At 59.9% G+C, this 12,648-nt stretch carries 10 protein-coding genes; 4 read left to right on the top strand and 6 right to left on the bottom strand.

What is annotated here, in order from left to right; genetic code table 11:
* Window positions 1-102 precede the first annotated feature (102 nt).
* On the top strand, window positions 103-1,995 hold the full coding sequence (dxs, locus tag JOE39_RS22600) for a 1-deoxy-D-xylulose-5-phosphate synthase (protein ID WP_003422330.1): 1,893 nt from the start codon (window positions 103-105) through the stop codon (window positions 1,993-1,995).
* Window positions 1,996-2,067: 72 nt separating this feature from the next.
* Window positions 2,068-3,282 (top strand): AGE family epimerase/isomerase, encoded by a 1,215-nt coding sequence (locus JOE39_RS22595; protein ID WP_004393994.1) that lies wholly within the window; start codon window positions 2,068-2,070, stop codon window positions 3,280-3,282.
* 36 nt (window positions 3,283-3,318) lie between these two features.
* Here JOE39_RS22595 and JOE39_RS22590 read toward each other — a convergent pair whose 3' ends face one another.
* From JOE39_RS22590 to JOE39_RS22565, 6 genes are all read right to left on the bottom strand, one after another.
* On the bottom strand, window positions 3,319-4,083 hold the full coding sequence (locus JOE39_RS22590; RefSeq protein ID WP_003317227.1) for an SDR family oxidoreductase: 765 nt from the start codon (window positions 4,081-4,083) through the stop codon (window positions 3,319-3,321).
* A 720-nt stretch (window positions 4,084-4,803) separates the two neighbouring features.
* On the bottom strand, window positions 4,804-5,520 hold the full coding sequence (locus JOE39_RS22585) for an ABC transporter ATP-binding protein (protein ID WP_003317226.1): 717 nt from the start codon (window positions 5,518-5,520) through the stop codon (window positions 4,804-4,806).
* A complete protein-coding gene (locus tag JOE39_RS22580) occupies window positions 5,517-6,392 on the bottom strand; it encodes an ATP-binding cassette domain-containing protein (RefSeq protein WP_003317225.1) in 876 nt (291 codons plus the stop codon). Before JOE39_RS22580 ends, JOE39_RS22585 begins: the two co-directional genes overlap by 4 nt.
* A complete protein-coding gene (gene livM, locus JOE39_RS22575; protein WP_003422334.1) occupies window positions 6,389-7,702 on the bottom strand; it encodes a high-affinity branched-chain amino acid ABC transporter permease LivM in 1,314 nt (437 codons plus the stop codon). The genes JOE39_RS22580 and livM overlap by 4 nt, the downstream gene beginning before the upstream one ends.
* A gap of 2 nt (window positions 7,703-7,704) precedes the next feature.
* On the bottom strand, window positions 7,705-8,619 hold the full coding sequence (locus JOE39_RS22570; RefSeq protein ID WP_003317221.1) for a branched-chain amino acid ABC transporter permease: 915 nt from the start codon (window positions 8,617-8,619) through the stop codon (window positions 7,705-7,707).
* 161 nt (window positions 8,620-8,780) lie between these two features.
* Complete coding sequence (locus tag JOE39_RS22565) at window positions 8,781-9,917, bottom strand: branched-chain amino acid ABC transporter substrate-binding protein (RefSeq protein WP_004393977.1); 1,137 nt, start codon at window positions 9,915-9,917, stop codon at window positions 8,781-8,783.
* A gap of 499 nt (window positions 9,918-10,416) precedes the next feature.
* On the opposite strand from JOE39_RS22565, the gene JOE39_RS22560 reads away from it, so the two are divergent.
* On the top strand, window positions 10,417-11,322 hold the full coding sequence (locus JOE39_RS22560) for a LysR substrate-binding domain-containing protein (protein ID WP_003393513.1): 906 nt from the start codon (window positions 10,417-10,419) through the stop codon (window positions 11,320-11,322).
* A gap of 99 nt (window positions 11,323-11,421) precedes the next feature.
* Window positions 11,422-12,645: a nicotinate phosphoribosyltransferase gene (gene pncB, locus JOE39_RS22555; protein ID WP_003393514.1), complete on the top strand. Its 1,224-nt coding sequence runs from the start codon at window positions 11,422-11,424 to the stop codon at window positions 12,643-12,645.
* Window positions 12,646-12,648 lie beyond the last annotated feature (3 nt).

Here is a 12,648-nt window from a genome sequence, read left to right as displayed (position 1 = left end):
ATTACACATGTCAGTCGGCAGATCATCCGCCGACTCACTTCATGGGCAGCGTACGATGCATAAGGTAAACTGCCGCCTCTTTTACTTATAACGATTCGCCTGATGCCCACGACGTTCAAAGAGATCCCCCGCGAGCGCCCGGTCACGCCGTTGCTCGACCGAGCCGATACCCCGCACGGCCTGCGCCGTCTGGGCGAAGCCGAGCTGGAAACCCTGGCCGATGAGCTGCGCCTGGAATTGCTGTATTCCGTTGGCCAGACCGGAGGGCATTTTGGTGCCGGTCTAGGGGTCATCGAGCTGACCATCGCGCTGCATTACGTTTTCGACACCCCGGACGACCGTCTGGTGTGGGACGTGGGTCATCAAGCCTATCCGCACAAGATCCTCACCGGCCGTCGCGCGCGCATGTCCACCCTGCGCCAGAAGGACGGGGTTGCGGCCTTTCCGCGTCGCAGCGAAAGCGAGTACGACACCTTTGGTGTCGGGCACTCCAGCACCTCGATCAGCGCCGCGCTGGGCATGGCGATTGCCTCGCGCCTGCAGGGCAGCGAGCGCAAATCGATTGCCGTGATCGGCGACGGGGCGCTGACTGCCGGTATGGCCTTCGAAGCGCTGAACCACGCGCCGGAAGTGGCCGCCGACATGCTGGTGATCCTCAACGACAACGACATGTCGATCTCGCGCAATGTCGGCGGGCTGTCGAATTACCTGGCCAAGATTCTTTCCAGCCGCACCTACAGCAGCATGCGTGAAGGCAGCAAAAAGGTCCTTTCGCGCCTTCCCGGTGCCTGGGAAATAGCGCGGCGCACCGAGGAGTACGCCAAAGGCATGCTGGTCCCGGGCACGCTCTTCGAAGAGCTGGGCTGGAACTATATCGGTCCTATCGACGGCCACGACCTGCCGACCCTGATCGCCACCCTGCGCAACATGCGTGACCTGAAGGGCCCGCAGTTTCTGCATGTGGTGACCAAAAAGGGCAAGGGTTTTGAGCCGGCCGAAGTCGATCCGATCGGCTATCACGCCATCACCAAGCTCGAGCCGCTGAATGCGCCTGCCGCGCAGAAAAAGATCAGCGCACCGAAATACTCCGGCGTGTTCGGCCAGTGGATCTGTGACATGGCCGACGCTGACGCACGGCTGGTCGGCATCACGCCTGCGATGAAGGAAGGTTCGGACCTGGTCGCGTTCAGCGAACGCTTCCCCGAGCGTTACTTCGACGTGGCCATCGCCGAACAACACGCAGTGACCCTGGCTGCCGGTATGGCCTGCGAAGGCAGCAAGCCGGTGGTGGCGATCTATTCGACCTTCCTGCAGCGTGGCTACGATCAGCTGATTCACGACGTCGCAGTACAGAACCTCGACGTACTGTTCGCCATCGACCGCGCCGGGCTGGTAGGCGAAGACGGCCCGACTCACGCAGGCAGCTTCGACCTCTCCTACCTGCGCTGCATCCCTGGCATGCTGGTGATGACGCCTAGCGATGAAAACGAACTGCGCAAGCTGCTCAGCACCGGTTACCTGCATACCGGCCCTGCGGCAGTACGCTACCCACGCGGCACCGGCCCTAATGCGGTGATCGAGGCCAATCTTGAACCGGTCGAGATCGGCAAGGGCGTTGTGCGGCGTCAGGGCCAGGGCGTTGCGATACTGGCGTTCGGCGTGCAACTGGCCGAGGCGTTGGTGGTGGCCGAGAAGCTCGACGCAACAGTGATCGACATGCGCTTCGTCAAACCACTGGACGAAGCCTTGGTGAGCGAAGCTGCCGCCAATCACGAGTTGCTGGTCACACTGGAAGAAAACGCCGTCATGGGCGGTGCCGGTGCTGCGGTCAGCGAGTTCCTGGCACGCGCCAATATCCTCAAGTCGGTATTGCACCTGGGGCTGCCGGATGTCTACGTCGAGCACGCCAAGCCTGCGCAGATGCTCACCGAGTGCGGCCTGGATGCCCAAGGGATCGAAGCCGCGATCAACGAGCGACTGGCGCTGATTGGCTGACTGCCAGAGGTTCCTCACGCGCCTGGCGTGAGGAACGATCATCACCCGTCTTGGTGCAGCAATCCTGATAACATGCTGCGCACCTCGACACTGCCGCGATGCCAGCCGATGCCTCATGTGACCCGTTCCGCCTCCACGCCTGAATTGACCTCGTTGTTCGCCGCCTTGCAGCAGCACTTCATGCAGGTCGTCGTTCCGCTGTGGCAGGGTCCTGGCTGGAACGCGCAACTGGCATTGCCCTACGAAGCACTCGACGCCGGCGATCAACCGTTGCCGCCGCAACGCTATCGCGCCATGGCCTGTGCGCGTCAGCTGTTTCTGTTTTCCAGCCTCATCGATCACGCACAAGTGCCAGATGCACGGGCGCGGGCCGGTGAATTGTTCCGTTCTCTGCAACAGCACTTCCACGATGCCGAGCATGGCGGCTGGTTCTACAGCATCGATCCACAGGGCAAGCCGCTGGATCGCCGCAAGGACCTCTACACTCACGCCTTCATTATTTTTGCCTGCGCGCATTACTGGGCGAAAGTGCAGGACCCGCTGGCAGAGTCGGTGCTCAACGCAGCGCTTAACGTTGTGGCAGAACGCTTTGCCGACGACGACGGACTGTACGAGGCGCAGCTCGATGAAGACTGGTCGGTGTTGGGCACCGGCCCGCTGCAAAACCCCTTGATGCATCTGGCAGAGGCCTTTCTGGCCACCCTGTCGGTGCGTGCCGACCCTGCCACGCAAGCGGCACTGGACGCGCTGGTTATCCACATGCAGCGCCGTTTCGTCGATACGGCAACCGGCGTGATGCTGGAGAAGCCTCTGGGCGCTGTGGATAACTGGTACGAGCCAGGTCATCAATTCGAATGGTTCTTCCTGCTGCAATCGTCGCCGGAACTGCACGGACGCGAGCTGCATGAATCCATGACCCGCGCGTTCGCCTACGCACAGGCGCAGGGCGTCGATCCACACAGCGGGGCGGTGACGGCGATGCTGGCGCTCGATGGTACGGTGCGCGATGCCACCCAGCGTATCTGGGCCCAGGCGGAATACCTGCGGGCCATGGCCCTGCGCCCGGACTGCGAGCTGGCCTTGACTCAGCAGTTGTCGGCCTTCGAGCAGCGCTTTCTGCATGCCAGGGGCTGGAACGAGTGCGTCGAGCCCGATGGCAGGGTCAGCCGCAGCGACATGCCGTCGACCACGCCCTACCACTTGGCCACCTGCTACATCGGCCTGGCGGATTTCGTCGAAAACCGCTTCGTCAGCGCATTCCCGCCGCCAACGCCGGCAGACAGCTGATCGGGCCCCAGCTGCGCGGCCCGATCAGCACGTCAATCAACCGCGGTTGCGATCAATCGCAAAGCCGGCCCAGGTCTGGCTGACTGGCATCAGTTCCAGGCTGTTGATGTTGACGTGGGCGGGCGTGTTCATGATCCAGAAGATGGTGTCGGCGATGTCCTGAGGCTGAATCGGCTCGGCACCTGCGTAGGTGGCGTCGTACTTGGCCTGATCACCGCCGAAACGTACCAGCGAAAACTCGCTCTCGCACAGCCCCGGCTCAAGGTTGGTGACGCGCACGCCGGTGCCGATCAGGTCGTTGCGCAGGTTCAGCGAGAACTGCCCGACAAAGGCCTTGGTGCCACCGTAGACGTTGCCGCCCGGATACGGATAGTTACCGGCGACCGAACCCAGGTTGACGATGCTCGCGCCGCGACCATGCGCGATCAGGCGTGGCAGCAGCAGACGCGTGGTGTACACCAGACCTTTGACGTTGGTGTCGATCATGGTGTCCCAGTCATCCAGATCGCACTTGGGCGCAGGATCGATTCCCAGGGCCAGACCGGCATTGTTGATCAGCCCGCGAATGCTGCCGAACTCTTCAGGCAAACCTGCAATGCCGCTCTCCATCGCCTTGCGGTCACGCACATCCAGCACCAGCGTATGCACCTTGGTCTGCTTCGACAGCTCGGCGCTCAAGGCATCCAGGCGGTCCTTGCGTCGACCGGTCAGCACCAGCGACCAGCCTGCCTCGGCGAAACGGCGGGCACACGCCTCGCCAAAACCGGAAGTGGCGCCCGTGATGAATACAGTGGAAGTCATTTCATTCTCCTGACATGGCGCAAAAACAGCGCTGCCTGTTAATAAGTTTCTGGCAAGGGCAGCAGAATGCCCGTCAGCGGGACATCGATGCAACAACCGAGTGTATTTGTACAAAAAACAACCAACCCGAAGCAAGCCTTGCGCCACGGGCCTCACAGACACTTTTGCCCACCTTATCCACAGTCAGACCCACAATCTCTGGGGGCAAGTCAGTGACGCTGCACGTCACGTGTTTCGGGGCCTGCAGCGTATCAGGCGAAGTTTTTTCCTTGACTTTGCCCGACACCGTCAAGAGGTCGCCAAGCGTCAGAAAACGGTGATGGCCTGTAGCCCAGACCCTATAACGTCCGGGGCCGTCTTTCCAAGGCTTGTTAACAGACTTATCCACAGGCTGTTAACCTGAAAAAGCTGTATGAACGACCAGCCTCTATGCTGTTGACAAACGCCCCGTAAAGTCGGCCGAAAACCTCTGTACGAAATTTAACCACTCTTCTACAGGCCTTATGCATAAAGGGCTTCAGGCAAATACTCCCAAGTTATTAACAGCCGGTTCCACAGTAAACCTGAACAAGTCAAAACGGTGACAAAACAATCATTTGCAGCGGTTTTATGTCGCACTTATGAGACGCGCCAAAATTGTTTTCCACAATTGCATACGACCGCGCCCCGGATGTTTGAGCATCCGGGGCGCGCGAAGAAAACGGCAGGGTTTTGACGAATTCAGTGCCCGCCCAGATAAGCGTTCCTTACCTCTTCATTTACCAGCAATTCCTTCCCGGTGCCGGACAGTCGAATCTCGCCATTGACCATGACATAGGCCCGGTCAGACAGCTTGAGCGCATGGTTGGCGTTCTGCTCGACCAGGAATATCGTCATGCCCGTGGCTGCCAGTTCACGCAGGGTCGAAAAGATCTGTTTGACGATGATCGGTGCCAGGCCCAGGCTTGGCTCATCGAGCAACAGCAGCTTCGGACGACTCATCAGCGCGCGGGCGATGGCGAGCATTTGCTGCTCGCCTCCGGACATGGTCATGGCGCGCTGATTGCGACGTTCCTTGAGCCTGGGGAACAGCTCGAACATGCGCTGCATGTCTTCGGCCGAATGCTTGTCGCCAATCGGAATGGTGCCCATCATCAGGTTTTCCTCGACCGACATGTCGGGAAAGACCCGCCGCCCTTCCGGCGACTGCGCAATGCCGTTGGAGGCGATGTAATGCGAGGACTTCTGGGTGATGTCGGTGCCCTGATAGATGATCTGCCCACTGGCCGCGCGCGGCTGACCGAAGATCGACATCAGCAGCGTGGACTTGCCCGCGCCGTTGGAGCCGATCAGGCTCACCGTTTCGCCCTCATTGATGTGCAGCGAGACTTTCTTCAGGGCCTGAATCGGCCCGTAAAACACATCGATCTCTTTCAGTTCGAGGATCGGCTTGCTCATACCAGCTCCTCTTCATCAGCGCCCAGATACGCGGCGATCACCTTGGGATCGTTACGGATCTGTTCCGGCCCGCCCATCGCAATCACGTTGCCATGGTCGAGCACCACAATATCGTCGGAAATCCCCATGACCATGCCCATGTCGTGCTCGATCAGCACGATGGTCATGTCGTGCTCGTCACGCAGCAGACGAATCATGCCGCTGAGTGCCTCGGTTTCCTGCGGGTTGAGGCCGGCAGCAGGCTCATCCAGGCAGATCACCTGCGGCCGCGTGCACATGGCTCGCGCAATCTCCAGACGGCGTTGCTGCCCGTAGGACAACTCGCCAGCCAGACGGTTGGCGCAGTCCACCAGATCGACCACCTCCAGCCAGTAGAACGCGGTATTCAGCGCGTCCTCTTCGGCCTTGCGGTAGCCCCTGGTATTCAGAATCCCGCTGATCAGGCTGCGGTTCACCCACATGTGCTGGGCGACCAGCAGGTTTTCGACCACCGACATTTCCTTGAACAGGCGAATGTTCTGGAACGTGCGCGCCAGCCCTGCCCTGTTGACCAGATGGGTGCCGCCGAACATTTTGTAGTACACCCGGCTGAGGAAGCTTTTCGGCGACACGAAGTCAGTCGCCTGGAACGGCTCGCCCAACAGCCTGATCACGTTGGTGGTCTTGCCACGGGTATGCAGCTCGATGCGTCCGCCAGTGGCCTTGTAGAAACCGGTCAGGCAGTTGAAGACCGTGGTCTTGCCTGCACCGTTGGGGCCGATCAGGGCGAAAATCGAATTGCGACGGACCTTGAGGCTGACGTCGCTGAGGGCCTTGATGCCGCCAAAGTGCATCATCAGGTGCTCGACGGAGAGAATCACTTCAGTGCTCATCGCGCAGCCCCCTCTGTCACCAGCGCGCCTTTGCGCGGTTTCACCCCGGTGCGGCTGATGCGAATCAGGCCGCGTGGTCGCCAGATCATCATCAGCACCATCAGAATCCCGAACAGCAGCACGCGGTACTCGGAGAAGCTGCGCAGCAGTTCAGGCGCAACGGTCAGCACGAACGCGGCGATCACCACACCGACGGTCGAGCCCATGCCGCCCAGCACCACAATCGCCAGAATCAGCGCCGACTCGAAAAAGGTGAATGAGGTCGGGTTCACGAAACCCTGGTAGCTGGCAAAAAACACCCCTGCAAGGCCTGCTGTCGATGCGCCAATCGTGAACGCCGACAGCTTGACCAGCACGTGATTGAGGCCCATCGAACGACAGGCGATCTCGTCCTCGCGCAAGGCTTCCCAGGCACGCCCGATCGGCATGCGCGTCAGGCGATGCTTGATGAACAACACCGCCAGCACGACCAGGAACAGCACGGCGTAGATGAAGATGAATTTCAGGTCCGGGTTGTAATCGAAGCCGAAATATTCATGGATCGGCACCCCGCCATCCTTGGCGCGTCGGCCGAACTCCAGCCCGAGGAAGGTGGGCGCGGGCACCGGCACACCGTTCGGGCCGCCAGTGAACGACAGCCAGTTATTCAGCACCAGGCGAATGATCTCGCCGAACCCGAGGGTCACGATGGCCAGGTAGTCACCATGCATGCGCAACACCGGGAAGCCGAGAATGCATCCGGCCAGCGCCGCCGCAATCGCCGCCAGCGGTAACGCCGACCAGAAGCCCAGGCCCAGATACTGATAGCCCAGCGCCAGACCATAAGCACCGATGGCGTAAAACGCCACGTAGCCAAGGTCGAGCAGCCCCGCCAGACCGACCACAATGTTCAGACCCAGGCCGAGCAGCACGTAGATCAGACCGAGGATGACCACGGTCAGAATGTACTTGTTGGCGAAGATCGGGAACACGATGGCAATCACGATCAGCAGCGGAATGATCCAGTACAAGCGTGATCGATGATCCGGTTTGAGCACATGCACGCCGGAGTCGGAGCTTTCGAAGCTCTGGGAAACACGCAGGCCTCTGGGTGTTTGCAGAAACAGACTGATCAGAAAGCGACCGATCATGACCACGCCCACCAGCCAGGCCACGCGGGTCGGCTGCAGGTTGAAGCTGTAGCCATCGAGCACGATCCCGACGATGGGGCCAAACACGATCAGCGCCAGCAACCCGGCGACCACGGCGTCTATCAGACTCTTCTTGATTTCAACAGGTTTGGAAACTGGAACAGCAACAGGAGCGGACATACTTATACCTTCGCCACGAGTGGGCGACCCAGCAGGCCTTGGGGACGGAAGATCAGAATCAGCACCAGCAGGCCGAAACTGAACACGTCTTTGTAATCGGAGTTGATCAGACCGGAGAACTGCGACTCGGCAACCCCCAGGATCAAACCGCCCAGCATGGCACCCGGTAACGAACCGATCCCGCCCAGCACGGCCGCAGTAAACGCCTTGATGCCGATGATGAAGCCGGCATAGAAGTCGAACGTGCCGTAATTCATGGTGATCAGCACACCGGCCAGCGCAGCCATGGCAGCGCCGATGATGAACACATAGGAAATGACCCGGTCGGTGTTGATGCCGAGGATCGAGGCCATCTTGCGGTCTTGCTGCGTGGCCCGGCACATGCGGCCCAGCTTGGTGTACTTGATGATGTAGGTCAGCACGCCCATGCCGACGAAGGCGGCAATGAGGATGAAGATCTTGGTGTAGGTGATCTGCACGAAGCCGCTGCCGACTTCAAAGCGCCACGCACCTTCGAGCAGCGTCGGCACGCCTTGCTGGCGCGCGCCCTGGCTGATCTGTGCGTAGTTCTGCAGGATCAGGGAAATGCCGATGGCGCTGATCAGCGGCGCCAGACGGGTCGAGTTGCGCAGTGGCTTGTACGCCACACGCTCGATGACGAAGCCGTAAACGCCAGTGACCACAATGGTGAAGATCAGCGTACCGAGAATCAGGAATGGAAAGGATTCCACGCCGAAGAAAGACAGAACAGCGAGGCCGATGGCGGCCAGGTAGGCGGAAATCATGTACACGTCGCCATGGGCGAAGTTGATCATGCCGATGATACCGTAGACCATCGTATAACCGATGGCGATGAGGCCGTAGACAGACCCGAGAGTGAGTCCGTTGACCATTTGTTGCAGGAAGATTCCATCCATCACGCACACTCACACAAAAAGGCAGCTCAGCACCCCGCCAGTCACACCCTCGTGAGGCATGACCGACAGGTCCGAAAACGCTAAAAGAGATGCAGGCTCGCTCTTGGGCGAGCCCATCATCGGGTCAGCGCCTGACGCGCAGGGCCGACGCGAGGTCTATCTCACTTCTGTTTTTCGAGTTGCTTGTATTTGCCGGCGGCGTCCCACTGGTAAACCACGTAGTCGGAGACTTTCAGGTCACCCTTGGCATCCCAGGCTTTTTCACCCATGACAGTCTTGACCGGGTTGGCCTTGAGCCAGACGGCGGCTGCGTCACCCTTGTTGGACTTGGCGCCATTGAACCCGGCCGCCAGGGCCTGTACCGAAGCGTAAGCGTACAGGGTGTAACCTTCAGGCTCGTAACCGGCCTTGCGGAACTGTTCCACGACAGCCTTGCTGTCTGGCAATGCGCGCGGGTCAGCGCCGAAGGTCATGTACACGCCATCGACGTACTGTGCGCCACCCGCAGTGGTGACCAGTTCGTCGGTCACGACGCCATCATCGGACATGAACTTGACGTCCTTGAGGCCCTGCTCGCGCATCTGCCGAACCAGCGGACCGGCTTCCGGGTGCAGACCGCCGAAGTACACGACGTCAGCGCCCACCGAACGAATCTTCGTCACCAGCGCACTGAAATCTTTCTCGCCACGGGTCAGACCCTCTTCGAGGATCGGCTTGACGCCACGCGCGGTCAGTTGCTTGGCCGTTGCGTCAGCGAGGCCCTTGCCGTAAGTGTCCTTGTCATTGATAACGGCGACTTTCTTGCCTTTGAGCACGTCGACGATGTAGTCACCGGCAACGATACCCTGCTGATCGTCACGACCGCACATGCGGAACATTTCTTTCATGCCTCGCTCGGTCACGGTCGGGTTGGTCGAGCCTGGCGTGATGGCAATCACCCCTGCATCGCTGTAGATATCCGAAGCCGGAATGGTCGACGATGAACAGAAGTGTCCGACCACGCCAATCACCTTGTCCTGATCCACCAGGCGGTTGGCAACCGCCACGGCCTGCTTGGGCTCACAGGCGTCATCGCCCGCGACCAGTACGATTTTCTCCCCGTTGACACCACCTGCCGCATTAATCGCATCGGCTGCTGCCTGCGCGCCCTTCATGTACTGCTGACCAAACGACGCATTCGCGCCGGTCATCGGGCCCGCGACGCCGATTTTCACGTCCGCCTGTGCAAACGAAGACACGCCCAATGCAGTAGCCACTGCAATTGCCAGAAAACCTTTCCTGTAAAACGTATGCGACATAAGTGGTGCTCCTGAGGATATTTTTTTAGTTGGCACTTTCATGATCGAACAGATACAGAGTTGCTCAGAGCAAGGCGCGTGCCATCGCTTTTTAGTTGAAGGAGATGTCGCGTTTTTCGTGTCGATCCATCATGCAACGCCGCGCAACAGAGCACTCTGGTTGCTTCGAGCGCGCAAGGTGCAACCCCGGAAGAAAAAAGAGCAACCCGTGCGCACCCGAGTAGCAACCAGCACATGCCATGATGGGCAACCCACCTGTAACAGCCCACGTCACCGAATTGCACACGCCCGGTGCGCGAACGCTACGAGACGCACCATTTGAGGCTAGCGGATTAAACGCGGTCTGCCGCAGCCATCGTCAGATTCTGAAACGCGCGTCACGCGACGCCAGTAATAACGTCCCTGTATACGCCCGACAAACGACCTTTAAGCGAGATATCATTCCGATAATTCATATTGCTTACGCCAGCCCCTTCGCGCCGCAAACAGAGAAGTCATCATGCTGAACAAACGTCATCTGCCCTCGATAGCCGCATTGCAATGCTTTGAGGCAGTGACCCGGCACCTGAGCTTCACGCGCGCAGCAGAAGAACTCAACCTGACCCAGAGCGCTGTCAGCAAGCAGGTCGCGCAACTCGAAGAGCTGGTTCAGCACCTGCTGTTTCAGCGCGTGCGCCGCCGTCTGCAACTGACGCCAGCCGGGGCGCTGTATCTGGCCGAAGTGCGCAAGATCCTGACCCAGATCGAGATGTCCACCCACTTCCTGCGCTCCTACGGCGGGGAAACCGAGGTGCTGCGGGTCTCCACCCCGTCGACATTCGGCGCCCGCTGGCTGGTGCCGCGCCTCAAGGGCTGGCGCTTGCGTCACCCGCACATTCACCTGGACCTGATCAACGAGCAGGAATCCGATGACCTGATCAAGGGCCGCTGCGACGTGTCGTTCTATTTCGGCCAGGCCGCCATGCCCGGTGCAGAAAGCGTGAAGTTGTTCGGCGAGGAACTGGTGCCGGTGTGCGCCCCCGAAAGCCTGCCCGACGAGCCGCTCGGCGACCCGACCCAACTGAGCGAGCTGGTCCTGCTGCAGAATGCCTTCCGCCCCGAAGCCTGGCATGAATGGTTCGAAAGCCAGGGCTATCACACCGACCACAGCTATCACGGGCCACGCTTTGAAACCTTCTATATGTGCATCCGCGCGGCCCAGGTCGGCTGCGGCGTTGCGCTGCTGCCACGCTTTCTGGTCGAGGAGGAACTGGCCGAGGGCAAACTGGTGATTGCCTGGGATTACGCATTGCCCAGCACTAACAGCGCCTACTACCTGTCCTATCCGGAACACACCGCCGACGTGCCCAAAATCCGGGTTTTTCTACAGTGGATGCTGGAACAGTTGGATCAACCCCCCGCTTAAGGGCGACAATGCACACCCATCCGGCCGTGAGCCTTCCATGGTGACAGACAGGAAGTCACGCGCCCCACTTTATCCGGCTGCTCTGGAGAGCCTGATTCAATGAGCGAGAGCGCCTTTTCCAATCGCATCGTGCAAAGCCTGCTCGATACCGATTTCTACAAGCTGACCATGATGCAGGCCGTCCTGCACAACTACCCGAACGTGGACGTCGAGTGGGAGTTTCGTTGCCGCAACGGGGAGGACCTTCGCCCCTATCTGGATGAAATCAAGCACCAGATCGAGCTGCTGTGCGAGCTGTCGCTGAGCCCCGAACACCTGGCTTTTCTGGAGCGCATCACCTTCATCAAACCGGATTTCCTGCGCTTTCTCGGGCTGTTCCGCTTCAATACCCGCTACGTGAAAACCACCATCGAGAATGACGAACTGTGCATTCGCCTGCACGGACCGTGGCTGCACGTCATCCTGTTTGAAGTGCCGCTGCTGGCCATCGTCAGCGAAGTGCGCAACCGGCATCGTTACCCGGACACCCTGCTCAGTCAGGCGCGGAATCGTCTGTATGACAAGTTCGAGTGGCTGACCACGCATGCCACGACGGACGAACTGGCCGAGCTGAAAGTGGCAGACTTCGGCACGCGCCGGCGGTTCTCCTACCGCGTGCAGGAAGAAATGCTTGGCGTCCTGAAAAACGACTTCCCCGGGCAGTTCGTCGGCACCAGCAATGTGCATCTGGCGCGCCAGCTCGATCTGAAGCCGCTTGGCACGATGGCCCATGAATGGATCATGGCGCATCAGCAGCTGGGACCGCGCCTGATCGACAGTCAGATTGCCGCGCTCGATTGCTGGGTCCGCGAATATCGCGGCCTGCTGGGGATCGCGCTGACCGACTGCATCACCACCGATGCGTTCCTGAACGACTTCGATCTGTACTTCGCCAAGCTGTTCGACGGTTTGCGCCATGATTCGGGCGATCCGGTGAAGTGGGCCGAAAAATGCATCTCGCATTACCAGAAGCTCGGTATCGATCCGATGAGCAAGACCCTGGTGTTTTCCGATGGGCTGAACCTGCCCAAGGCGCTCGATATCTTTCGCGCACTGCGCGGGCGCATCAATGTCAGCTTCGGGATCGGCACCAACCTGACGGCCGACATACCGGGCATTGCGCCGATGAACATGGTATTGAAAATGACGGCGTGCGCCGGTCAGGCCGTGGCGAAAATCTCTGACGAGCCCGGCAAGACGCAGTGCAAGGACCCGAACTTTGTCGCCTACCTGCGGCATGTGTTCAAGGTGCCGAATTTGCCTAGCCCGGAAAAACCCGCTTGAATT

This window comes from Pseudomonas sp. PvP100 (assembly GCF_017833055.1).
Taxonomy (GTDB): Bacteria; Pseudomonadota; Gammaproteobacteria; order Pseudomonadales; family Pseudomonadaceae; genus Aquipseudomonas; species Aquipseudomonas syringae.
The sequence above is the reverse complement of the archived record's forward strand: the minus strand, read 5'-3'. Positions and strand labels throughout refer to the sequence as shown.